Annotated in this window: 21 protein-coding genes; 5 read left to right on the plus strand and 16 right to left on the minus strand. The window is 64.1% G+C overall.

Features of this window, described 5'->3' with window-relative positions; genetic code table 11:
• Positions 1-143 precede the first annotated feature (143 nt).
• From nirB to FCU66_RS37490, 7 genes are all read right to left on the minus strand, one after another.
• A complete protein-coding gene (gene nirB, locus FCU66_RS37460) occupies positions 144-2,594 on the minus strand; it encodes a nitrite reductase large subunit NirB (RefSeq protein WP_136620066.1) in 2,451 nt (816 codons plus the stop codon).
• Positions 2,595-2,598: 4 nt separating this feature from the next.
• Positions 2,599-3,396 carry an ABC transporter ATP-binding protein gene (locus FCU66_RS37465; protein ID WP_136620067.1) on the minus strand — a complete coding sequence of 266 codons (798 nt, stop codon included), beginning with the start codon at positions 3,394-3,396 and terminating at the stop codon, positions 2,599-2,601.
• A gap of 10 nt (positions 3,397-3,406) precedes the next feature.
• The gene (gene ntrB, locus FCU66_RS37470) at positions 3,407-4,297 is read right to left on the minus strand and encodes a nitrate ABC transporter permease (protein WP_136620068.1); all 891 of its coding nucleotides are present in this window, start codon (positions 4,295-4,297) and stop codon (positions 3,407-3,409) included.
• A gap of 70 nt (positions 4,298-4,367) precedes the next feature.
• Positions 4,368-5,684 (minus strand): CmpA/NrtA family ABC transporter substrate-binding protein, encoded by a 1,317-nt coding sequence (locus FCU66_RS37475; RefSeq protein WP_136620069.1) that lies wholly within the window; start codon positions 5,682-5,684, stop codon positions 4,368-4,370.
• 353 nt (positions 5,685-6,037) lie between these two features.
• Entirely contained in the window at positions 6,038-7,276 is a 1,239-nt protein-coding gene (locus tag FCU66_RS37480) for a CmpA/NrtA family ABC transporter substrate-binding protein (protein WP_168992018.1), read from the minus strand.
• Between the two features lie 2 nt (positions 7,277-7,278).
• Positions 7,279-7,881, minus strand: a complete 603-nt coding sequence (locus tag FCU66_RS37485) for an ANTAR domain-containing response regulator (protein WP_136620071.1) — start codon at positions 7,879-7,881, stop codon at positions 7,279-7,281.
• A gap of 107 nt (positions 7,882-7,988) precedes the next feature.
• The gene (locus tag FCU66_RS37490; RefSeq protein ID WP_136620072.1) at positions 7,989-10,058 is read right to left on the minus strand and encodes an oxidoreductase; all 2,070 of its coding nucleotides are present in this window, start codon (positions 10,056-10,058) and stop codon (positions 7,989-7,991) included.
• Between the two features lie 278 nt (positions 10,059-10,336).
• Between FCU66_RS37490 and argE the strand changes: the two genes are divergently transcribed.
• Positions 10,337-11,503, plus strand: coding sequence for an acetylornithine deacetylase (argE, locus tag FCU66_RS37495; RefSeq protein ID WP_136620192.1), 1,167 nt, complete (start codon positions 10,337-10,339; stop codon positions 11,501-11,503).
• A 39-nt stretch (positions 11,504-11,542) separates the two neighbouring features.
• Here the strand turns inward: argE and FCU66_RS37500 are convergent, their stop codons facing one another.
• The 9 genes from FCU66_RS37500 to FCU66_RS37540 all read right to left on the minus strand — a co-directional run bounded on the left by FCU66_RS37500 (position 11,543) and on the right by FCU66_RS37540 (position 20,268).
• Positions 11,543-12,499 (minus strand): LysR family transcriptional regulator, encoded by a 957-nt coding sequence (locus FCU66_RS37500; protein ID WP_136620073.1) that lies wholly within the window; start codon positions 12,497-12,499, stop codon positions 11,543-11,545.
• Positions 12,500-12,548: 49 nt separating this feature from the next.
• Positions 12,549-14,039, minus strand: coding sequence for an aldehyde dehydrogenase (locus FCU66_RS37505; RefSeq protein ID WP_136620074.1), 1,491 nt, complete (start codon positions 14,037-14,039; stop codon positions 12,549-12,551).
• 21 nt (positions 14,040-14,060) lie between these two features.
• Positions 14,061-14,735 (minus strand): DUF1028 domain-containing protein, encoded by a 675-nt coding sequence (locus FCU66_RS37510; protein ID WP_136620075.1) that lies wholly within the window; start codon positions 14,733-14,735, stop codon positions 14,061-14,063.
• A gap of 13 nt (positions 14,736-14,748) precedes the next feature.
• Entirely contained in the window at positions 14,749-15,165 is a 417-nt protein-coding gene (locus FCU66_RS37515; protein WP_023809426.1) for a RidA family protein, read from the minus strand.
• A 55-nt stretch (positions 15,166-15,220) separates the two neighbouring features.
• Positions 15,221-16,495, minus strand: coding sequence for a flavin-containing monooxygenase (locus tag FCU66_RS37520; RefSeq protein ID WP_136620076.1), 1,275 nt, complete (start codon positions 16,493-16,495; stop codon positions 15,221-15,223).
• A gap of 202 nt (positions 16,496-16,697) precedes the next feature.
• Positions 16,698-17,399: an ABC transporter ATP-binding protein gene (locus FCU66_RS37525; RefSeq protein WP_136620077.1), complete on the minus strand. Its 702-nt coding sequence runs from the start codon at positions 17,397-17,399 to the stop codon at positions 16,698-16,700.
• Entirely contained in the window at positions 17,392-18,177 is a 786-nt protein-coding gene (locus FCU66_RS37530) for an ABC transporter ATP-binding protein (protein WP_136620078.1), read from the minus strand. The genes FCU66_RS37525 and FCU66_RS37530 overlap by 8 nt, the downstream gene beginning before the upstream one ends.
• Positions 18,174-19,349, minus strand: coding sequence for a branched-chain amino acid ABC transporter permease (locus FCU66_RS37535; RefSeq protein ID WP_136620079.1), 1,176 nt, complete (start codon positions 19,347-19,349; stop codon positions 18,174-18,176). The genes FCU66_RS37530 and FCU66_RS37535 overlap by 4 nt, the downstream gene beginning before the upstream one ends.
• 1 nt (position 19,350) lies before the next feature.
• Positions 19,351-20,268, minus strand: coding sequence for a branched-chain amino acid ABC transporter permease (locus tag FCU66_RS37540; protein WP_136620080.1), 918 nt, complete (start codon positions 20,266-20,268; stop codon positions 19,351-19,353).
• Between the two features lie 192 nt (positions 20,269-20,460).
• On the opposite strand from FCU66_RS37540, the gene FCU66_RS37545 reads away from it, so the two are divergent.
• The 4 genes from FCU66_RS37545 (at position 20,461) to FCU66_RS37560 (ending at position 24,457) form a co-directional block, all read left to right on the plus strand.
• A complete protein-coding gene (locus FCU66_RS37545) occupies positions 20,461-21,591 on the plus strand; it encodes a branched-chain amino acid ABC transporter substrate-binding protein (protein ID WP_136620081.1) in 1,131 nt (376 codons plus the stop codon).
• Positions 21,592-21,681: 90 nt separating this feature from the next.
• Positions 21,682-22,776 carry an ABC transporter ATP-binding protein gene (locus tag FCU66_RS37550; protein WP_136620082.1) on the plus strand — a complete coding sequence of 365 codons (1,095 nt, stop codon included), beginning with the start codon at positions 21,682-21,684 and terminating at the stop codon, positions 22,774-22,776.
• Entirely contained in the window at positions 22,773-23,672 is a 900-nt protein-coding gene (locus FCU66_RS37555) for an ABC transporter permease (RefSeq protein ID WP_136620083.1), read from the plus strand. The genes FCU66_RS37550 and FCU66_RS37555 overlap by 4 nt, the downstream gene beginning before the upstream one ends.
• Entirely contained in the window at positions 23,669-24,457 is a 789-nt protein-coding gene (locus tag FCU66_RS37560) for an ABC transporter permease (RefSeq protein WP_136620084.1), read from the plus strand. Before FCU66_RS37555 ends, FCU66_RS37560 begins: the two co-directional genes overlap by 4 nt.
• Positions 24,458-24,471: the final 14 nt, after the last annotated feature.

Here is a 24,471-nt window from a genome sequence, read left to right on the forward strand (position 1 = left end):
AAGGGGGGAGATCGGATGTCTCGTCGGCTTTCGCCAATCTCCAGCGTCGCAAGATGGGCGGCGACGCCGAAGCTGCCAATCTCCCCCCTTGCGGGGGAGATGTCCGGTAGGACAGAGGGGGGTGCCTCTCGCCGACCTCTCCATCACTCCGCCGCCTGCGCAAACCCGACCGAGGCCATCGGTCGGAATTCGTGCTTGTCCTTGCCGGAAACGCGCTCCGACCACGGGTCGACCTGGGCGAATTTCTGGCTGAAGACGAAGCGCTCGTAGTAGGCTTTGCGCTTGTCGCCATCGTCCATGATCTGGCGCTTGATCTCGGGGATGCCGATGCGCTTGGCCCATTTGTAGATGCGCTCGAGATAGCGGCCCTGTTCGCGGTACATCTGCGTCAGCGCCACGATATGCTCCAGCGCCTCGTCTTCCGTCTTCACAAGGCCAAGCACTTCGGTGCCCTTGATGTCGAGGCCGGCCGCCCCGGCAAAATGGATCTCGTAGCCGCTGTCGACGCAGATAACGCCGACATCCTTGCAGGTCGCCTCGGCGCAGTTGCGAGGACAGCCCGACACCGCCATCTTGACCTTGGCCGGCGTCCACGAGCCCCACATGAATTTCTCGATGCGGATGCCGAGGCCCGTCGAATCCTGCGTGCCGAAGCGGCACCAGTCGGAGCCGACGCATGTCTTCACGGTGCGCAGGCCCTTGGCATAAGCGTGGCCGGAGACGAAGCCGGCCTGGCCGAGATCGGCCCACACCGCCGGCAGGTCCTCCTTGCGGATGCCGAGCATGTCGATGCGCTGGCCGCCGGTGACCTTGACCATCGGGATCTCGAACTTGTCGACGACGTCGGCGATGGCGCGCAATTCCGCGGCATTGGTGACGCCGCCCCACATGCGCGGCACCACCGAATAGGTGCCGTCCTTCTGGATGTTGGCGTGGACGCGCTCGTTGATGAAGCGCGACTGGTAGTCGTCGGCGTAGTCGTCCGGCCAATCGCAGACGAGATAGTAGTTGAGCGCCGGCCGGCATTTGGCGCAGCCGCAGGAGGTCGTCCATTCCAGTTCCTGCATGACGGCGGGAATGGTCTTCAGGCGCTTGGCGATGATCAGCCGGCGCACCTCGTCATGGCCGAGCGTCGTGCAGCCGCACATCGGCTGCACCGCCGCCGGATTGTATTTGTCGCCGATGGTCAGCACCATCAGCTTCTCGACCAGCCCGGTGCAGGAGCCGCAGGAGGCCGACGCCTTGGTGTGGGCGCGCACGTCGTCGAGCGAGGCCAGGCCCTTGGCCGTGATCGCGCCAGTGATCTTTCCCTTGCAAACGCCGTTGCAGCCGCAGATTTCCGCATCATCCGGCAAGGCTGCAACGGCCGCCATAGGGTCCAGCGGGGCACCCCCCTGGTAGGACTGGCCGAAGATGAGCGTATCGCGCATTTCGGATATGTCGGTCTGCTTTTTCTTCAGATCGTTGAACCAGGCGCCGTCCGCCGTCTCGCCATAGAGCACGGTGCCGATGATGCGGTCGTCCTTCAGCACAAGGCGCTTGTAGACGCCGGCGGCCGCGTCGCGCAGCACGATCTCCTGGCGGTCCTCGCCTTCGGCGAAGTCGCCGAGCGAGAACAGGTCGATGCCGGTGACCTTGAGCTTAGTCGGCGTGTCCATATGGACGAAGGCCGCCGCCTCGTTGCCGGCCAACTGGCTGGCCGCAACGCGCGCCATCTCGTAGAGCGGCGCGACGAGGCCATAGACCTGGCCGTTGACCTCGGCGCATTCACCGAGCGCATAGATGTCGGGATCGTTGCTGCGCATGCCGGCGTCGACGACGATGCCCCTGTTGACGGCGATGCCCGCTTCTTTCGCCAGCGCCGAATTCGGCCTGATGCCGACGGCCATGACCACCAGCGTCGCCGGAATGATGGTGCCGTCAGCCAGCTCCACCTGCCCGACCTTGCCGTTGCCTGTGATCGCCTGTGTGTTGGCCTTGGTGATGACCTTGATGCCGCGCTGCTCCACCGCACGCTGCAGCAGATAGCCGGCGGCCGGATCGAGCTGGCGCTCCATCAATGTCGGCATCACGTGCAGCACGGTGACGTCCATGCCTTGCGCGTTGAGGCCCGCCGCCGCCTCCAGCCCGAGCAGGCCGCCGCCGATGACCACCGCCTTGGCCCGTGACTGGGCGGCGAGCATCATCGCCTGCACATCGTCGAGATCGCGATAGGTCAGCACGCCCGGCAGATCATGGCCGGGCACCGGAATGATGAACGGCACCGAGCCGGTGGCGATGACGAGCTTGTCGTATGGCTCGGTGACGCCGTGATCGGAGGTGACGGTCTTCGCCGCCCGGTCGATGGCGACGATCTTGTGGCCCTTGTAGAGGGTGATGTTGTTGGCGATGTACCAGCCGTCGCCGTGGATGATGATTTCCTCATAGGCCTTCTCGCCCGACAGCACCGGCGACAGCATGATGCGGTCGTAATTGACCCGCGGCTCGGCGTTGAAGATGGTGACGGCGTAGCGGCCCGGCGCCTGTTCCAAAAGGTGCTCCAGCATGCGCCCGGGGGCCATGCCGTTGCCGATGATGACCAGTCTTTCGCTCATGGTGCTACTCCGCGGCTTCGACGAAGCGGTGGCGTTCGTAGAGGAACTTCAGCACCGCCTCGCGGCAGCGCAGGAAGGTCCGGTCGGAGGACAGCTCGACGCGCCGGCGCGGCCGCGCCAGCGGCACGGCAAGCACCTCGCCGATGGTCGCCGCCGGGCCGTTGGTCATCATGACGATGCGGTCGGAGAGCAGCACCGCCTCGTCGACATCATGGGTGATCATGATCGTCGTCGAGCCGAGCCTGGAATGGATGTCCATCACCGCGTCCTGCAGATGGGCGCGCGTCAGTGCATCGAGCGCACCGAACGGCTCGTCGAGCAGCAGGATCTTCGGCTCCATGGCCAGCGCCCGGGCAATGCCGACGCGCTGCTTCATGCCGCCCGATATCTCGGCCGGGCGCTTGTCCTTGGCATGCGCCATCTGCACGAGGTCGAGATTGCGCATGATCCAGTCATGCCGCTCGGCCTTGCTCTTCGAACGACCGAAGACCTTCGACACCGCGAGGTTGATGTTTTCGTAGACGGTCAGCCACGGCAGCAGCGAGTGGTTCTGGAACACCACTGCGCGTTCGGGACCGGGGCTGTCGACCTCCTTGTCCTCCAGCAGCACGGCGCCGGCGGACACCTTGGTCAGCCCGGCGATCAGATTGAGCAAGGTCGACTTGCCGCAACCGGAATGGCCGATGATGGAGACGAATTCGCCCTTGTCGATGGTCAGCCTGATGTCTTTCAGAACCTCGCTGACCTGATTGCCACGGGCGAAGGATTTGTCGATGTGGTCGAGTTTCAGATAGGCCGTCATCGCCCTCTCCTCACTTTGCCGTTGTGCCGCGGGTGACGAAGGCGCCGACCGCCGCGACCAGCCGGTCGAGGCAGAAGCCGGTGACGCCGATATAGGCGAGCGCGACGATGATGTCGGGCAGCCGCGACGAGTTCCACGCGTCCCAGATGAAGAAGCCGATGCCGACGCCGCCGGTCAGCATTTCGGCGGCGACGATGGCGAGCCAGGACAGGCCGATGCCGATCCTCAGGCCGGTGAAGATGTAGGGCGCGGCGGCCGGCACCATGATCTTGACGAAGAATTCGAACTGGTTGAGCCGCAGGATGCGCGAGACGTTACGGTAATCCTCCGGGATGTTGCGCACGCCGACGGCGGTGTTGATGATCACAGGCCAGATCGAGGTGATGAAGATGACGAAGATCGCCGACGGGCTGGAATCGCGGAATGCCGCCAGCGACAGCGGCAACCAGGCCAGCGGCGGCACCGTGCGCAGGATCTGGAACACCGGGTCGAGGCCGCGCATCGCCCAGATCGACTGGCCGACCAGCGCGCCGAGCGCCACACCGACGATCGCCGCCAGGCCGAAGCCGATGGCAACGCGCTGCAGCGAGATCAGCACGCGCCAGGCCAGCCCGATATCCTGCGGGCCATTGTCGAAGAACGGATGCGCGATCAGATCGTAGGCCTCGTTCCACACCTGGGTCGGCGGCGGCAGGCTTGATGTCGGCGACGAACAGGCGATCTGCCAGACGACCAGCATGAGGGCGATGACGATGACGGGCGGCACCAGCGCGCTGGCCAGCTTGCCGGCGATGGCGAGCGCATCGAAGCGGCGCCGCGCCCTGGCGGTGAAGGCGACGACCTCCGCCGGTTTCGCGGGGAAAGCCTTCACAACTGTGTCCTCGATAGTCTGGATCGACATGTCTGGGGAAAACTCCGTGGGGCAGATAATTCGAGCGACAAACGTCGCAATGCGCCGTTTGCGCAGGGGTTCAAGCCGATGCCTTGATCTTCAGGCTGTCGAGATAGGCGGACGGGTTGGCCGGATCGAAGGTCTTGCCGTCGAAGAAAGTCTCGACACCGCGCGACGAGGACGCCGGAACGTCCGCTGCCGCGACGCCGAGATCCTTGGCCGCCTCGCGCCACAGATCCTCGCGGTTGACCTGGTCGACCAGCGCCTTGATGTCGGTGGTCGGCGCGAACTTGCCCCAGCGGATGTTCTCGGCGAGGAACCACGAATCGTGGCTCTTGAACGGATAGGAGACGCCGCCCTTCCAGAACTTCATGTAGAGATCGGTGCCGTTGGCGACGCGGCCATTGCCGTAGTTGATGTCGCCCTTGAGGCGGCCGATGATGTCGGCGACGGGCACGTTCATCCATTGCCTTTTGCCGATGATGGCGGCCATCTCGTCCTTGTTTTCAGTGGCCTCGCACCATTGCTGGGCTTCCATGACAGCCATCAGGATCGCCTTGGTGGCGTTTGGATATTTGTCGATGAATTCGGCGCGCAGGCCGAGCGCCTTTTCCGGATGGCCCTTCCACAATTCGCCTGTCGTGGCGGCGGTGAAGCCGACGCCCTGGTGGACGAGCTGCTCGTTCCACGGCTCGCCGACGCAGAACACATCCATGTTGCCGACCTTCATGTTGGCCACCATCTGCGGCGGCGGCACGACGATGGTCGAAACGTCCTTGTCGGGATCGATGCCGCCGGCGGCCAGCCAGTAGCGCAGCCACAGATCATGCGTGCCGCCCGGGAAGGTCATGGCCGCCTTGATGTCCTTGCCGGCTGCCTTCTTGGCGGCAAAGGCGTCCTTCAGCTTCGAGGCGTCGAGGCCGACACCGGTGCCGGCATATTCCTGCGCCACCGAAATGCCCTGGCAGTCGTAGTTGAGCCGCGCCACGATCGCCATCGGCATCGGCTGGTTGTTCTGCGTCACCTTGCCGGTGTGCATGAGGTAAGGCAGCGGCGTCAGTATATGGGCGCCGTCGATGCCGTTGGCCGCGCCGCCGAGCATCAGATTGTCGCGCGTCGCGCCCCAGGAGGCCTGCTTGAGCACCTCGACATCGGGCATGCCGAACTTGGCGAACAGCCCCTTCTCCTTGGCGATCATCAGCGGTGCTGCGTCGGTCAGCGCGATGAAGCCGAGCTTGGCGCCGGTGACTTCCGGAGCGGCGGTGGCGGCATAGGCGCCGGACGGGAAGAGCTTGCGGGCGGCCACGAACAGTGCTGCCGTCATCGCGCTGCTGACCAGAAAATCGCGGCGCGTCATGTCTTTGAGGGTCGTTCCAGTCCTGATCCGTTTCGTCATCGTCGTCTCCGGTTGGGCGCGGCTTGGGATCCGCGTCGTCGATTGCGTGTTGATCAAAACAAAAAAGCCGCCAGCCAGGTCTTCGCGTCCGGGTGACCGGGAGCGCATTGACCTGAGCGGCAGCTTTGCCTGTGGCGCCCGCCATTGGACGCCTGTTCCGTGACCCACGAAGGGCCTGGTCATTCCAAAGCAGGAACCGTGCCAGTTTCGAGAGAGACGAAAAAGACCAATGATATCAGCAATACGTGCCGGTCACCGGCTCGCCGGACCTATAGCGGGCAGGCCAAAGATTGTTCATTAGAGCAATCACACGCACAAATTTTGTGCAATGCACAAGAATGGCGCGGAAATGATCAGGCCTGGGTCTCGGCGGATTCCTGGCCAGCGATGTAAGTATCGATCTCGTCGGGGTCGAAGATCTGGCCGTCGAAGAACCCGTCCGGGCCGAGCACCAGACCGGCACCGGTCGCACCGACCGCGGTCGCGACGCGGAGAGCGCCCTCGACTTTCGAATTGGCACCGGGAAGTGCGACGCCAAGCGGCTTCAATGCCGAACGATAGAGGTCGGGACGGTAGCAGTCACGGGCGATGGCAAGGTTTTCCGGCGTGTGCGCCACATGCCCCCAGCGCACCATCTGCGTGTAGAACCACAGCGCATGGCTCTTCCACGGAAAGTTCGCCGCCTTGTCGAAGGGCAGGAAGAAGTCGTCGATATCCAGCTCCGCCCCGCCGCCCAATTGGAGATGTCCGGTCAGGATCGGCATCTGCACCGCCGGCGGCAGACCGAGGAAGCCGGCCTGCGCCATCACTCCGGCCAATTCGCCATGGTTGGCCGGATCCTGGCACCAGCGCGCCGAATGGTGCAGCGCGCGCAGCAGTGCTGCCAGTGCCTCGGGATTCTCGTCCGCCCAGGCCTTGCGTGCGCCGATCACCTTCTCCGGGCTGTTGCGCCATATCTGCGCCTTGACGGTGACGATATGGCCGGTGCCGGCGGCGACCGAGGCGCTGTTCCAGGGTTCGCCGACGCAGTAGCCGTCGATGCGCCCGGCGGCCAGCGCGTCGGCCATGAAGGGCGGCGGCACGATGGCGATCTCGATCTCGCGCTCGGGATCGATGCCGCAGGCCGCGAGCCAGTAGCGCAGCTCGTAATTGTGCCCGGAATGGGGATGCACGACGGCAAAGCGCAACGGGTCATGGCCGGCCACCGCGCGCTCGCGGATGAGCGCGCGCAATGCGGCACCGGCGCGCGCCGGATCGAGATCGGCCACGGCGCCATGCGCCGCCATCCCTTCCCAGACGGCGTTGGAGATGGTGACGCAATTGCCGCCAAGGCCAAGCGAGAACGGCACGATGGTTTCCGAAGCGAGCGGCGTCAGCCCGAGATTGCAGGCGAGCGGCATCGGTCCCAGCATATGCGCGAGATGGAAGTGGCCGATGGCGATGCGGTCGCGGATGTTGGCCCAGGACGTCTCGCGGTGCAGCGTCAGATCGATGCCTTCCCGTGCGGCGAAGCCAAGCTCGCCGGCCGCGACCAGCACGGCGCTGTCGAAAAGCGGCATGAAGCCGGCGGTGATCTGGTGCGCAGCGCCCATGCTCATTCGTCCTCCGCCGGTCCCAACAACCCGGCCGCGGTCACCAGGCTTTGGGCGATGTCGCTGATCTTCCGGTTCTGGTTCATCGCCGTTTTGCGCAGCAGCGTGTAGGCGGCCTCTTCGGAGAGGCCGCGCGACTTCATCAGTATGCCCTTGGCGCGATCGATCACCTTGCGGCTTTCGAGCTCGCCGCGAACCTCTTCCAGTTCGCGCGCCATGCGCGAAAAGGCGTTGAAGCGGCTGACCGCCATGTCGAGGATCGGCTTGACGCGCTCTTGCCGCAGACCGTCGACGACATAGGCCGAAACGCCGGCATCGACCGCCGCCTCGATCGAGGCCTGGTCGGAGCGGTCGACGAACATGGCGATCGGCCGTTTTACTGCGCGCGACAGCTGGAACATGTTTTCCAGCATGTCGCGGTTCGGATTTTCGAGATCGATGACGATGACGTCCGGCTCGATCTCGGCGATCCGCCGCGCAATGCCGGTCACGTCATGGATGACGGTGACCCGCTCATGGCCGGCCTCGCGCAACCCCGCCTCGATGATCGCGGCGCGGATGCGGTTTTCATCGATCACCAGGACGGCGAGTGCGGTTCGGACCATGCCTGCATTGTGACCAAGCGAAGGAATTGTGCAATGCGGTATGGTTGAACAACCCCGACATTCGCTGAGAGCGACGATTGATACATGTCGGCGGTGATGGCAGACGCCTATTCCGCCGCCAGCGCCGTGACCTCGCGGCGGAAGGGCAGTGCGTCGCCAATATCGGCTTCATCCAGCTCGCGGGCGAAGCGGTGGCCGGCGTAGGTTGCCCAGGCGATCGGGCCCGGCGCTTCGGCATCGCCGATGATTTTGACCGAGCGGATGCCGCTGTCGGCCCATTCGTCCCGCCGCGCCTTCAGCTCGTTCCAGACGCCATCGTCCTGCTGGCGCGACGTCACCAGCACCACGGCGTCCGCGGCGATGTCGCGTTGGCTGCCCGTATAGGCGCAGGCCGTCGCAACGCCGCCCGGCACGATGCGCGTCACGGTCCGGTTCAGCACGATCTCGACGCCAAGTTCGGCCAGCCGTCGGTGGATGGCGCCCTGCTCCAGCGTGTTGCGGGTCCAGTCGGACACATAGGCCGACGGCGTCACCAGCGTCACCTTCGCGCCCTGGCGCGCCATCAGCTCGGCCAGAACGCCGCCCATGTAATAGTGGTCGTCGTCGAACAGCACGATGCTGCCGGTCGGCACAGTGCCGCCCATCAGATCGTCCGGCGTGTAGACCGGCATCGCCGGGTCGACCGGCATCGGCACGACATGCGCGCGCGCCACGCCGTCGCGGCGCCATGTCGAGCCGGTGGCGATGGCAATGTTTTGGAAGCCAAAGGCCAGGATGTCCTCGGCCGACAATCGGCTTTCGAAATAGACGTCGACATTGGACATCTGGCTGAGCTGATACTGGCGATAGTCGCGCACGCGGCCCCAAGCGGAGAGACCGGGCAGGCGGCATTCGCGCGCCACGCGGCCGCCAAGCTCGGTGCCGGCTTCGGCGATGGCCACCTGATAGCCGCGCAGGCCGAGCGCACGGGCGGCCTCCAGTCCGGCTGGACCGGCGCCGACGATCAGCACGCTGTCGCTGTCGCCCTTGGCCTGCATGCGCTCGGGATGCCAGCCCTTGCGCCACTCCTCCATGAAGGTCGGGTTCTGCGTGCAGCGCGAGATCGACATGGTCATGTCGCCGGTAATGCAGATGTTGCAGCCGATGCATTCGCGAATATCCTCGATCCGCCCCTCCTCCACCTTCTTCGGCAGGAAGGGATCGGCAATCGACGGCCGCGCGCAGCCAATGAAATCAAGCGTGCCGGACTTGATCATCTTCACCATCACATCCGGCGATGTGAAGCGCCCGACGCCGACCACCGGCTTCGAGGTCAGCTTCTTGATGCCGGACACCAGGCTCTCCTGCGCGCCCTCCTCCTTGAACCGCGACGGCCCCGAACAATCCTCCCAGGCGCCATGCGCCAAATCCCAGAGATCGGGCAGGTCGGCATGCATCTCGATCATGTCGCGGACTTCGGAATTGGCGAAGCCAAGCTCGCCGATCATCTCGTCCAGCGACAGCCGCAGCGTCAGGCCGCACGTGTCGCCGATCGCATCCTTGCCCTCTTCGATCAGCTCGCGCATCAGCCGCGAGCGGTTTTCCAGCGAGCCGCCATACTCGTCGGTGCGCTGGTTGGTGGCGGTGGACAGGAAGTGCTGGATGATGCCGAAGCCATGCGCCCCGTAGAGGCAGACCAGGTCGAAGCCCGCCAGTTTGGCACGCTTGAAGGCATTGCGGTGCCAGCGGCGCAGGTCGCGGATATCTTGCTTGTCCATGGCGCGCGCCTGAACCGGATCGTTGGTGAAGGTGCGGATCGGCAAGGCAGACGGTCCGCGTGGCACTTCCTTGGTGTAGAGGTTGGGACCGTTGATGCCTGAATAGGCCAGCTGGATGCCGGCCAGCGCGCCATGCTGGTGCATGGCCTTGGCCATCTTCGCCAGCGCCGGGATATCGGCGTCGTCCCACAGCCTGAGCTCGATGAAGGGCGTGATCTCCGAAGTATGGTGCATCTCCGTCTGCTCGGTGAAGATGACGCCCCAGCCGCCTTCCGACTTGATGCGGCGCATCTCGGCCGCGGCCGAAGGGTCGCGATAGCCGCCGCCATTGCAATGCGGAACCTGGTAGAAGCGGTTCTTGGCGGTCACCGGACCGATCTTCACGGGCTCGAACAGAATGTCGTAGCGTGGATCGCGCATGGAAAATTTGCCTTCCTGCCAGCTCAGCCTTGCCACATGCCCGATCAGTGTTTCGAGCCAAGGCGCAAGCCGGCCAGCCCAGTGGGTTGATGCCGTGAGACTATTCATAAGTTGCGGCAAGCGCCGGAAAACAACAGATTTCTTCTGTGCCGATTAGGCCGCGCCTAATCGCACGCGCCGGGATTAGCATCCGCTGAATCCCGGCTGAGCCAAATGCGACTTCAAGGCCGTGGTCGCACGATGCTAGAAGTGCCTTCGGCCAACGAGACATGAGACGCATGGACCGCATCCAGATCCTTGAAAAGCTCATCGCATTCCCGACGGTGAGCCGCGACTCGAACCTCGACCTCATCGGCTACGTGGCGGACCTGCTGGACGCGCATGGCATTGCTTGCCGGATCATCCATAGCGAGGACGGCCACAAGGCCAACCTCTTTGCCACCATCGGGCCGACTGATGCTTCCGGCATCATGCTGTCCGGCCACACCGACGTCGTTCCCGTCGACGGGCAGGCCTGGACGCTGCCGCCCTTCGAGATGACGAAACGCGACGGCAAGCTCTACGGACGCGGTGCCGCCGACATGAAAGGCTTCGTCGCCTGCGCGCTCGCGGCATGCCTCAAGGCCTCGAAAATGACGCTGCGGACACCGCTGCACCTGGCGCTCTCCTACGACGAGGAGATCGGCTGCATCGGCGTGCGCAGCCTGATCGACTTGCTGCAAGCAGCTCCGCAACGGCCATTGCTGTGCATCGTCGGCGAGCCGACCGACATGCAGGTGGCGACGGGGCACAAGGGCAAGCTTGCCGCACGCGCCACCTGCAAGGGACGCGAAGGCCATTCGGCGCTGGCCCCGCTGGCGCTCAACGCCATCCATCTCGGCTGCGACTTCGTCGCCGCCTTGCGCTGCGAGCAGGACCGGCTGGCGCATGATGGCGCCCGCGACGGCGACTACGACATTGCCTACACGACCGTCCATGTCGGCAAGATCAATGCCGGCGTGGCGCTGAACATCGTGCCGAACCTGTGCCAGGTCGACTTCGAGATCCGCAATGTCGCGGCCGACGATCCGCTTGAGATCCTCGAGCGGCTGCGCACGCAGGCCGCGCGCATTGCCACTGATGCCTCGGCCATCGCGCCCGAGGCGGCGATCGACATCGACATCACCAACACCTATCCCGGCCTCGACACGCCAACCAGTTCGCAAGTCGTCGCTTTCGTCAAATCGCTGACCGGCGCCAACAACACCATGAAGGTCGCCTTCGGCACGGAGGGCGGCCTGTTCAGCCGGGATCTCGGCATACCGACGGTCGTCTGCGGACCGGGGTCGATGGCGCAAGGGCACAAGCCGGACGAATTCGTCAGCGTCGAACAGATGCGCCGCTGCGACGACATGCTGGAAAAATTGCTGCACCGGCTTGCCGAGCAGCAGCTTCATCTGGCGTAACGGACGGTTCCGGGTTCCGCTCAATCGCCGAACCGGGCGCTATTTCTGTGCAACGGCTCCCTGGCCGACGGCCCGCTCGGCGCCGAACACGCCTTGCTCGACAACAAAATGCCGGCAGTGGTCGATGAACGCCTGGACCGTTTGCGTGCGATGTTCGGAATTGGGCAAGGCGACGCCCATGGTCAGGGGCCTGAGGTCACCGTCCAGCGGCACAAAGACGAGCGGCTTGCCGTCCGGCGCCAGCGTGTTGAGCGGCCGCATATTGGCGATGCCGTAGCCGAAGCCGTTCGCCACCATGGAACGCATGACGGCGATATCGCCGGTGCGCTCGGCGATGTTGGGCCGGATTCCCCGTTGGTGGAACGCCGACAGGAAATATTCGCGGCTGAACGGCAGGTCGAGCAGCACCATCGGCTCGTCGGCCAGTTCTTCCGTCGTGATCGACGCCTTGCCCGCGAAGCGATGCCCCGCCGGCAGCATGACATAGGCCGGCACCAGCATCAGCGGCTCGAAGGTCATGTCCTGCGACAGTTCGAGATCGTATGTCAGGGCAAGGTCGATTTCACCGCGCTGCAGCATCTCGAGCAATTGCCCCTGGTTGCGCTCGAACTGGCGCACGCGCACATCGGGATAGGCGCGCTCGAACCGCATGCGCAGGGCCGGCAGCACGATCTGCGCGAACGTCAGCAGGCATCCCACCGCCAGCGGGCCACGGACCTTTTCGGCAAAATCGCCGGCGACGTCATGCAAGGCGTCGGCATCGTTGAGCAGCCGGGCGGCTTCCTTGAGGAAGATGCGGCCACCGGCCGTGAGCGAAAGGCCGTGCGAATGCTTGCGGACAAAAAGCTGGACGCCGAACTCGGTTTCCAGCTGGGCGATGGAGGCCGAAATCGACGGCGGCGACACATTGACCTGTTCGGCCGCCTTGGCGATGGAACCCGCCTCGCCCACGGCAACGAAATATTCCAGCTGTCTGAGCGTGAAGCGTAGCGGCATGGCTGGCTATGTTGCCGGTTTGGGAGCTTCGATCAAGCCTTGGCGCCCATCAGTATTTGATCCATGTCGTTTTGAGCGCGGTGTACTTGTCGAGCGCATGCAGCGACAGGTCGCGGCCGAAGCCGGATTGCTTGAAGCCGCCGAACGGCGTCATCGGGCTCAGCGCGTCGACCGTGTTGACGGAAACCGTGCCGGCATGGAGCCGGTCAGCGATGCGGTGCGCACGCGACAGGCTGTCGGTCCACAGCGACGCGGCCAGCCCATAGGGGCTGTCATTGGCGATGCGGATCGCGTCGGCCTCGTCGTCGAAGGCGATGACCGAAAGCACCGGCCCGAAGATCTCGTCGCGGGCAATCGGATCGGCAGGCGCGACATCGTCGAAGATGGTGGGTTGGACAAAGCTGCCGCGCCCGTTGACCGTGACCAGATCGCCGCCCGCGACCAGGCGCGCGGTTTTCTTGCCGGCCTCGACAAACCGCATGACATTGGCCGCGTGGCGGCTATCGACCATGGCGCCCATTTTCGAAGCCGGATCGAGCGGATCGCCGGGTTGCATGGCCGCCGCACGCTGCACCAGTTTCTCCACCAGAGCATCCTTGATGCCGCGCTGTACAAGCAGGCGTGAATTGGCCGAACAGACCTCGCCCTGGTTGAAGAAGATGCCGAACGCCGCCATATCGGCCGCCGCATCGAGATCCTTGCAGTCGGCAAAGACGAGGTTCGGGCTCTTGCCGCCGGTCTCCAGCCAGACCTGCTTCATGTTCGACTGGCCGGAATACTGCAGGAACATCTTGCCGACCGCGGTCGAACCGGTGAAGGCAAGGCAATCCACATCCATATGGCGGCCAAGCGCCTGGCCGGCGGTTTCGCCAAGGCCGGGCACCACATTGAGCACGCCAGCCGGCAGGCCCGCTTCAACAGCCAGTTCCGCCAGAAGCAAGGCCGACAGAGGCGACTGCTCGGCGGGTTTCAGCACCACCGAATTGCCCGCTGCCAGCGCCGGCGCGCATTTCCAGGTCGCCATGTCGAGCGGGAAATTCCACGGCACCACCGCGCCGACCACGCCGAGCGGCTCGCGCCGCACCAGCACCAGATCGCCTTCGCCGGTCGGCGCCACTTCGCCATAGATCTTGTCGATGGCCTCGCCATACCATTGGAAGATCGCCGCCGAGCCAGGGATGTCGACCGAGGCTGCATCCCTGACCAGCTTGCCCATGTCGAGCGATTCAAGCAGGGCCAGTTCATGCAGGTTTTCACGCAGCAGCTGCGCCAGCCGCAGCAGCACCTCCTTGCGGTGCGCCGGGCTGGTCCGCGACCAGACGCCGGCGTTGAAGCTGCGCCGCGCCGCGGCAACCGCCAGATCGATGTCTTCCTCGCCACAGGACGCCACTTCGGCTAGCACCTCGCCGGTTGCCGGATTGACGCTGGCAAAGGTCCGGCCCGAACGCGCCGCGACCGTCTTGCCGTCGATGAATGCCTTGTCGCGAAAACGAATCGCGGACGCCTTGCCGATCCAGTCCTTGTGGCTGAGCTCGCTCATCGCAGGTGGCCCCTGTCTTGACTATTCATCGCCCGGCACGCCGTAGCTCGGCGCATCGGATGGGTTTATGGCCCGGGTCACATAGGCATCGAGCTGTGGCTTGTAGAGTTCCCACAAGCTTGCCAGTTGCTCGATCGGGCAGTCGTCGGTCCAGTCGCAGCGCAGGTCGGCGACCGGCCACGCAACCTCGCGCACCAGCTTCATGCCGGCGGAATGAACCGGGCCGGCCTCGCCGCCGGCTTTCAGCGCGGCGCGCATGGTCGCGATAAGGCGGTCGCCCAGATGCCCCTCCGATGCCAGGAAGGCCTCGACCATGGCTTGCGGCACGCCGTCATGGGCCAGCATGTTGCCGCCGCAGGCGACATTGTCCGCGCGGGCTTCCGCCCAGATGCCAAGCGCCTTCGGCCCGGAGTGAATAGCTGTTGTTCCAGCGGCATCGACAGCCAGCACCTGCCGGTATTCGGGATAGGCGCCGGTGCGCTTCAGGATGGCAACCGCCTCGGCGGCCGAAGCGCCACGCGCCAGCAATTCGAGGCCCCGCAGCCCAAGCGTCGGATCGGTGACGTTCTGGCTGGCAATGGCGCCGACGCCTGCCTGCGCATAGGCGCAGCGCGCCGCGACAGCAGGCGACGAGGAGGATACCGCGACCCCGAACATGCCGGTGCGGCTGCATCGCGCGACAATGGAAAATGTCATCGCCTTTAGTCCTTTAATCCGGGATGACGGCGGTGCCGTCGATCTCGACCAGCCAGTCCGGACGCGCCAGGGCCTGCACGACAAGGCCGGTCGAGACGGGATGCACGCCTTTGATGTACTCGCCCATGGTGCGGTAGACCGCCTCGCGATGGCGCACGTCGGTGATGTAGACCACCACCTTGACCAGGTGCTCCATGGTGCCGCCGCACTCCTCGATCAGCTGGCGGATGTTCTGCATGACCTTGTGCGTCTGCTCGACGGGATCGTGGCTGTCGATGTTCTTGGCGGTGTCGAGGTCCTGCGGGCACTGGCCACGCAGATAGACGGTCCTGCCGCCCCGCGTAACGACCGCCTGACACAGATCATTGTCGAGCTTCTGCTCGGGATAGGTGTCTTTGGTGTTGAACTTGCGAATTCTTGTATGCGCCATCTTGGTCTCCGTCAGATCAGGCTCGAGGTCGGGACGTCCGTTCAGTTGCCGTTGCCTATGCCACCTTGGTCTCGCGCTTCGCGGACGCATGGTAGGCCAGGTATTTGCGCTGCGTGGAAATATGGTCCGCCACATGCTGGGCGTCGTGCCAGACGCCCCAGATGAAGCTCGATCCCCGCCGCGATTGCCACGGCAAGCCGAGGAAATAGATCCCGGGCTCGGTCGACACACCGCGCTGATGCTTCGGCTTGCCCTTTTCGTCGAACACATCGACCTTCAGCCAGTTGTAATCGACGGTGAATCCCGTCGCCCAGATGATCGAACCTATTCCGGCTTCTGCCAGGTTCAGAGCGAGAATGGGATCGGTCATGCATTGCGGATCCGGCCCGATCTTGCGAGCCTCGGGCTCCTCGGGAAGGTCGAGACCGTTACGGGTAACATAGGCGTCGGCTTCGTCCAGCACCGACATGTAATTCGCATCGCCGCGAGCGATATTTTTAGCCAGATCCGGCGCGAAGGTCATGACACCGTCCTTGTAGGATTCCGTCCGGCCAACCAGCGTCATCCCTTGCGCTGCAAGACGCCGGAAGTCGATCGTCTGGCCGCCACGCGCACCGCTGACCGCGATGGTGACATGTTCGGTGCCGGGCGCCGGCGCCTGGGCGTCCCACTTGCCCAAAACCCCTAGCCACCAGCAGAAGTCACGCTCGCGATAGGCCCGAGGCGGCCGATCGTGCGGCCCGACCGAGAGATAGACACGCCTTCCGGCACGCTGGAGTTCGTCGGCGATCTGCACCCCCGAAGACCCAGAACCAACCACCAGCACCGCCCCTTCGGGCAGCTGACCGGGATTGCGATAGGCGCTGGAATGTATCTGCATCGGTCCGGCATCTTGGGGAACGACGGATGGCACGACGGGATGCTGGAAGGCGCCGGTGGCGGCAACCACGCTCCTGGCCTCGATCACGCCATCCGAGGTTTCGACCTGGAAGCCGGGACGGCCGACAAGCCTTTGCACGTTCCTGACCTCCACGCCGCAGCGAATGGGAGCGGCGATCATGTCGGCGTAAGCGACAAAATAGTCCGCGACCTTCTCCTTGGCGACAAAGGCGTCGGGACCGGCATCCGGAAATTCCATGCCGGGAAAACGGTCATGCCAGGCGGGACCATTGGCAACCAGCGAGTCCCATCTTTCGGAGCGCCAGCGTTCGGCGATACGGCTTCGCTCGAGGACGAGATGAGGCACGCCGCATTTGCTCAGATGCTCACTCATGGCCAGCCCCGCCTGGCCGCCGCCAACAACAAGCGTGTCTACTGTTTCGACTGGCATTTCAGCGGCCCTTTCTGGCTCTCCCCGAGAGTTTCTGCGGATGCGGCGGAGGTCTGATCGTTGGTTTACTGGAGGGACCGGACAGCGAAAATTACGATTTCATGTGGCAGTGGTTAGCCTGTCCCTAAATGCCGGGAAGCAGGGCCGAAGATGTGGAGCGCAGGGTGTAGATCATCGCCGTCGAGACAAGGAAACGGACGGCTCAGAGATAAAGGCTTCTGGCCGCCTTGGAGGAAAGCAGCTCCTTTGCCGGCCCCTCCTGCGCGACCTTGCCCTTGACCAGGACATAGCCGCGATCGGCGATGCCCAGCCCCATTTCCGCGTTCTGTTCGATCAACAGGATGGTCGTGCCTTGGCGATGGATCTCCCGGGTGATCTCGAAATACTCGCCGATGAGTTTCGGCGAGAGGCCGAGCGACGGTTCGTCCATGATTACCAGCTTGGGTTCGCCGATCAGCGCGCGCGCCAGCGCGACCATCGCCTGTTCGCCGCCCGACAAAGTGCCGGCCACCTGGCGCAGGCGCTCCTGGATGCGCGGGAACAGCTTGCACATCTTGTCCAGCTGCACCGCGAAGTTAGGCCCCCTGCCCGACACGGCGTCGTAACCCAGGCGCAAATTCTCGCTCACGGTCAGGCCGGGAAACAGCCGGCGCCCTTCGGGAACGAGGCCGACACCGAGCGACGCCAGGTTTTCCGTGCCAAGCGTCGCTATATCCCTGCCCATCACCTCGACCTTGCCGCGCTGCGCCCGCACAACGCCGCAGACGGTCATGAAGGTTGTCGTCTTACCGGCGCCATTCGGCCCGAGCAGGCAGACGAGTTCGCCGGGCCGCACGCTCATCGCAACGCCGCGCAGCATCGGCACCGCACCATAGGAGGTATCGACGTCCCTGAGCTCAAGCATGGGCGACCGCCTTCCCGAGATAGGCTTCCTGGACGCGCGGGTCGGCGCGCACCGCCGCAAAGTCGCCCTCGGCGATCTTGCTGCCATAGTCGATGCAGGTGACGTGGTGCGGGAACGCCTCGACCACCCGCATGTCGTGCTCGATCAGGACCACCGACAGCTCGGGGTTTTCAGCGCGCAGACGCACGATGTCGGCCACCAGCGCATCGGTTTCCGTATCGTCCATGCCGACCGACGGCTCGTCGAGCAGCAAAAGCTTGGGCTGCGAGGCGAGCGCGCGGGCGATTTCCAGCCGCCGCCGGTCAGCCTGCGCCAGCGTGCCCGCCGGCCGGTAGCGTTGTTCGAACAGGTCGCCGGAGCCGAGCTTGAGCAGGGTTTCGGCCTTTTCCACGCAGGCCGCCATCTCGCGGCGCGACGCGCTGGGCCGAAACAGCGCGGTCAGCACGCCGGTCCTGGTGCGGGTGTGCATGCCGATGATGACATTGTCGAGGACGCTCAGGTCCGAGAACAGCCGCGACGACTGGAATGTGCGGGCAATGCCACGGTCGACGACTTCGTAGGACGGGCGGCCGGTGATCTCGGCGCCGTCGAAGGTGACCCGGCCGGAGGTCGGCCGGTAGACGCCGGTCACGACATTGAACAGCGTCGACTTGCCGGCGCCGTTCGGGCCGATGACGGCGAGCACCGCGCCCTTGTCGATCGACAGGCTGACATCGTTGAGCGCGACCAGGCCGCCGAAGCGCATCGTTAAATTCTCGACCTTGAGAAGCGCGCTCATGGCTCGCCTCCATATCGCCGCATGCGTTGCGGGAACAGACCCTGCGGCCGGATCATCAGGAAGCCGATGATGACGACGCCAAAGAACAGCAGGCGGTAGTCGGCGAAGGCGCGCAGTTTCTCGGGCAGGATGGTCAGCAGGAACGCACCGACGATGACGCCGAAAATATTGTCCATGCCGCCGACGATGACCATGGTCATGATGGTGACGGAGACCAGGAAGGTGAAATTGTCGGGAGAAATGTAGGACACGTAGAAGGCATAGATCGTGCCGGCGAAGGCGGCGAGAAAGGCATCGACCGCGAACGCCAGAACCTTGAACCACGCGACATTGATGCCTTGCGCCTTGGCGGCGATCTCGTCGGCGCGCAGCGCGTTCCAGGCGAGCCCGATGCGCGAGCCGTGCAACCGATGCGCGGTGACGATGGCGACGACGACGAGTGCGGCCGACAGATAGTAGAAGTTCGCCTGGCTCGGCAGTTTCCAGCCGAAGATCACCAGCGGGTCGGCGAAGGAATGGCCGAACAGGCTGGGCGCCGGAATGCCGACCAGCCCGTTGGGTCCGCCGGTCCAGCTGAAATTGTTCAGCAATTGCTGGACCACAACACCGAAGGCGATGGTGACAAGCGCCAGATACGTGTCGCGCGTGCGCATCGACGGGATGCCGATGATGAAACCGAACAGGGTCGCAGCCAGCGCCGCGACCGGCAGTGTCAGCCAGAAGCTGACGCCGAAATTGATCGCCAGCAGCGCCGAAACATAAGCGCCGATGCCGTAGGAAGCACCGGTGGCGAAGTTCGGGATGTTGGCGCTGCCGAGCTGGAAATTGAGCGCCAGCGCCAGCACGGCATAGAGTTCGGCGACGATCAGCAGATGCAGAATATAGGTGTTCGAACCGACGAAGAACGGAAAAGCCAGGACGATGACAGCAGCGGTGACCATCGCCACGAGGGGAACCCGGGCAAAGCTCGCCAACGCGTAATCCGCGATCCACGGCAGCCTCTCCAAGAGATAGAAGCCGAGGCCGAGCAAGGCCAGCAGGCCGAGCACCTGCCAGCCGCCGTCGACTCTGAGGATGAGGTACAGGAAGGCTGCCCCGATAAGCTGCGAAGCGATGGCGAAGCTCGCGGCCGCCGCTATGCCCGGCGCGGCAAGTGAAGCACCCCGCTCCATGCTAGACTTTCTCCATGACGGTGCGCCCAAGCAGGCCGGCGGGGCGGAAGATGAGCACGGCGATGACCAGCAGGAAGACGAAGACCAGCCGGTAGGAAGCACCGTCCGGCACGAATGTCTGCGCCAGCACCTCGATGCCGGCGATGATCAATCCGCCCAGTATGGCGCCCGGCATCGAGCCGAGGCCGCCGATCACCGCGGCGGAGAAGCCGAGCAGGCCGGCCATGACGCCGAAGTCGAACCGTGTGACGCCGGCATAGCTTGCGAACAGAAGCCCGGCGATGGCGCCGATCACTGACGCGATGAAGAAGGTCGCCCGAAAGACGCGTGCATCGCGGATGCCCATCATCCGCGCCACGACCCGGTCCTCCGAGGCCGCCCGGATGCGCAGGCCAAGCGGGGTCATGCGCAGGAAGACAAACAGCATGACCACCAGCGCGACGGTGAGCACCACCACCAGCAGCGCGAACCAGCTGATGGCAACGCCGGAGATTTCGAAAGCCATACCCGACACCAGGCGCGGAAAGGCATGCGGGTTCGACCCCTGCGGATAAAGATGACGGATCAGTTCGCGGATGACGATGCCGAGCGCCACCGTCGCCACCAGCGCCATCATGGCAGGCGCGTCGCGGAAGCGCCGGATGACCACCTTGTCCAGCAGGACGCCGATCAAACCGACGGCGAGCACGGCGACCGGAACCGCAAGGACCAGCCAGGCGGGGCTCGACGCCCCAAGCGCGGTCGCCAGCGCCTGGGCGAGGCCCAGCGTGATGAACGGCGCAGTCATCGCGACATCGCCGTGCGAGAAATGAATGACGTTCAAGACACCGAAGATCAGGCTGAATCCGATCGCCAGCAAGGCATAGATGCAGCCAAGGGTTATCCAGTTCACCAGTTGCTGGACAAGCAGTTCCGCCATGCGGTCCGTCTCTCGATTGAAGCCGACAGGTATCAACCGCCATGCCGGGCGGACAGAACGAATCTCCGAACTCACGAGTCACAATTTCCGAATTTCGTCACCGAATAGGCGCCCGTACACTGATGATCAGCCGACGATCACGATCGGCCGGGTCGCTACGACGGCGGCAGATAATTCACTTGAGGTGGAACCATGCAAAACAGGCGCAGTGCGCTTATCCGCGTATCGTCAATTCTGGCCGGGTCTCTGTTCGCCATCGCCCTGGGCGCCGCCCAGGCTCAGGCCGACCAGATCAAGCTCGGCTTCATTGGGCCGCTCTCCGGAGGCAACGCCCAGCAGGGTCTCGGCGCCCGCAACGGCTTCCTGCTCGCCATCGAACAGGCCAATGCCAGCGGCTATCCGCACCAGGTGGAAGGCGTCATTCTCGATGACGCCTCCGATCCGGCTGTCGGCGTTTCGGCGGCCCAGAAGCTGGTCAACGATCCCGCGGTGGTCGCGGCAACCGGACATTGGAACAGCTCGGTCGCACTGGCGACGATCCCGGTCTTCAACCGCTCGCAGATGCCGTTCATCGTCTGGGGCGCGGTCAGCCCGAAGATCACCGAACAGAACTTCCCGAACGTGACCCGCGTCACGCCGACGCTGGTCAATGAGAACAAGCCGCTGGCCGAAGCCATCGCCAAGCAAGGCAAGATCAAGAAGATCGCCATCATCTCCGATACGACCGACTATGGCGCGGCCAACACCAAATGGTTCGGCGATTTCTTCAAGGCGGCCGGCGGCGAGATCGTTTCCGCGGATGCCGCGGCTGTCGGCACGACCGATTTCCGCGCCATGCTGACCACGGCGAAGGCTGCCGCGCCAGACGCGGTCTATTTCGGCGGCGTCGTCACCGAAGCAGCGCTGGTGCGCAGCCAGATGGCCGACCTCGGCATGGGCAACCTGCCCATGTACGGAATTTCGGGCATCTACGATCCGAAGTTCATCGAGATCGCGGGAGCTGCCGCCGAAGGCACCATTGCCGGAACCCCGGCCGTGCAGTCGAACCCGAAGCTCGAGGAGTTCAACAAGGCCTATGAAACCAAGGCCTTTCCCGATCCTGCCGGCTCCTACGCCAAATATGCCTACGAGGCGACGCAGATCCTGCTCGAGGTCATCAAGGAAAAGGGCCTCGACGACAAGGAGGCGCTGAGCAAGGCCATTCGCGACATTCATCACGACGGCATTCTGGGAGACGTCTCGTTCGATGCGAACGGGCAGACCAACATGGCCATCGAAATCGACATGTTCGTCGTGCGCAACGGCAAGTGGGAGAAGATGTAACCACCTGATCAACGCCGCGCCCACCCTTGGTGCGCGGCGTCGATCACCTTCATCGCCGAGCTCGCAAAGACCTATCGGAGCGCCCAGACCATGAATGATGAGGCCGGCCAGCGCGCACCTCGAAAGGCCGTCGAGATCAAGGGCGTCTCCAAGGTGTTCGGCACCTATCAGGCGTTGAAGCCGGTTTCCTTCGACATCTACGACAATGAGTTCTTCACGCTGCTCGGCCCGAGCGGCTGCGGCAAGACCACCTTGCTGCGCATGATTGCCGGCTTCGAACAGCCGACGGCGGGGCAGATTTTCCTGCACGGCTCGGACATACAGGGACTGCCCCCGCACAGAAGGCGGGTCAACACCGTCTTCCAGAGCTACGCCCTGTTCCCGCATATGAGCGTAGAACAGAACATCGGCTTCGGGCTCGAGAACCTCGGCTGGTCGAAAGACCGCCGCGATGCGCGCGTCGCCGACATGCTTCGTCTCGTCCATATGGAGGCCTTTGCCGGGCGCAAGCCGCAGCAACTGTCGGGCGGCCAGCGCCAGCGCGTCGCGCTCGCCCGCGCCTTGGCGCCAGAACCGGAAGTGCTGCTGCTCGACGAACCGCTCTCGGCGCTCGACCTGAAGCTGCGCCAGGCCATGCGCGACGAACTGCGCATCCTGCAGCGCAAGACCGGCATCACCTTCGTCTTCGTCACCCATGACCAGGAGGAAGCACTCGACATGTCGGATCGCATCTGCGTTCTCGGCGATGGCGAGATCCAGCAGCTTGGCACGCCCGCGGCGATCTACGAGGAGCCGTCGAACCGCTTCGTCGCCGACTTCATCGGCGAGACCAACTTTCTTGACGCCGACGTGATTGCCGTGGACGGCGAGCAGGCAACCGTGAAAACGCAGTTCGGCATGACCTTGACGGCCTCTCACAAGAAAGCGGTCGCCGGCCAGAAGGCCTTCCTCTCGATACGTCCGGAGAAAATCAGCCTGCCCGCCCAGGACAACCCGATCGCTGTCGATGGCACGATCATGAGCACCAATTATCTCGGCGGCTACACATACTATCTGGTTGAAGCGGGCGGCACCAAGCTGCGCATCTCCAAGCGCAACAGCGTCAGCCGCGGCCAGATGTTCGAAATCGGGCAGTCGGTGAAAGTCGGCTTTGCCGCCGAATCCGTGCGGATCCTCGGTGCATGAAGCCGTCCAGCAAGAATCCGAACTGGAATCTCCTCGGCCTGCTGCCGGCCCATCTCATCATGCTGCTGACGCTGATCATCCCGATCGGGATCATCATTGTGGTGTCGTTCTCGACGCGCGGGCCCTATGGCGGGTTCGAGTATGTGTTCACCACCGCGCCCTACAAGCAGCTGCTGTTCAACGAAGGCTGGACCGGCGAGCTGGAGTTCAATCCGCAATATCTCATCGTCGTTGCCAGGACGCTGCTCCTGTCGGCGGTGACGACGTCGATCTGCCTGCTGTTAAGCTTCCCAGTCGCCTATTTCATCGCGCTGCAGCGGCCGACGATCAAAGTCCTGCTGATCTATCTCGTCACGCTGCCATTCTGGGTTTCGATGATCGTGCGCGTCTATTCCTGGATCATCATCCTGGGCAAGGACGGGGTCATCGAAAAGACCCTTCGGGGTCTCGGCCTCGTCGATCAGATGGACTCCCTGCTGTTCGGCAACACCGCCATGCTGCTCGGTCTCGTCTATAGCTACATTCCGCTGATGATCCTGCCGATCTTCGCCTCGATCGAGAAACTCGACCCTGCGCTCATCGAGGCGTCGCATGATCTCTACGGCAACCGCCTCACCACATTGCGCCGCGTTATCCTGCCCCTCACCCGGCCGGGCATGATCGCCGGGGCGATCCTGGTGTTCGTTCCGAGCCTCGGCGCGGTCCTGGAGCCGACCCTGCTCGGCGGCGGCAAGACCATGATGATGGGCAATCTCATCCAGTTGCAGTTCGGTGGCGCCCGCAATTGGCCGCTCGGCGCCGCCATTGCCATCGTGCTGATGGCCGCGGTCATGGTCTTCCTGATCTTCCAGGGTCTGCGCTCGATGCGGAGCGAAGGGCTGGAGCGCGCGGCATGAGCACGGACAATGACGTCAGGCGCTATCCGGGCTTCGGTCTCTTCAGCGCGATCTTCTTCGCCTATCTCTACCTGCCCATCGCCGTCGTGGTGTTCTATTCCTTCAATGCGAACCGCATCGTCTCCAATTGGGGCGGCTTCTCCTTGCACTGGTATGCCACTGCTTTGTCCAACGCGAACCTGATGACGGCAGTGAAGACCTCCCTGCTCGTCGCCGCGGTCGCCACCGTAGCCTCGACACTTGTCGCGTTGATGGCGGCATTGGTGCTGGTGCGGGGCCGCAATGTCAGATTCCGCCGCATCTCCGAAGCGGTGGTGAACCTTCCATTGCTCCTGCCCGAAATCGTCGTTGCGGTCGCGGTCCTGATCCTCTTCTCCGAGGTCGGGCTCGCCAACGGCATGGTGAAGCTGATGATCGCGCACACCACCTTCTGCATCCCGTTCGCCTTCTTGCCGATCCGCGCGCGCCTGCAGGGAATGGACCTCGATCTGGAGGAAGCGGCCCGCGATCTCTATGCAACCGGCTGGGTCGCCTTTCGCCGTGTCACGCTGCCGCTCATCCTGCCGGGCGTCTTTGCCGGCGCGATGCTCGCCTTCGTCATCTCGATGGACGATTTCATCACCAGCAACCTGTTGAATTCCGGCGGCGCCACCACGTTGCCGGTCTACATCTTCTCCCTGATCAAGCAGGGCGTGTCGCCGCAGCTCAACGCAATCTCGACCCTGATCATGGTTGTTTCGGTGGTGCTGGCGACCGTGGCCTTCCTGCTTCAGCGGCGGCAGTAGCAGCGGCGAAGTTT

The sequence above is a fragment of the Mesorhizobium norvegicum genome, assembly GCF_004919685.1.
GTDB classification, from domain to species: Bacteria; Pseudomonadota; Alphaproteobacteria; order Rhizobiales; family Rhizobiaceae; genus Mesorhizobium; species Mesorhizobium norvegicum.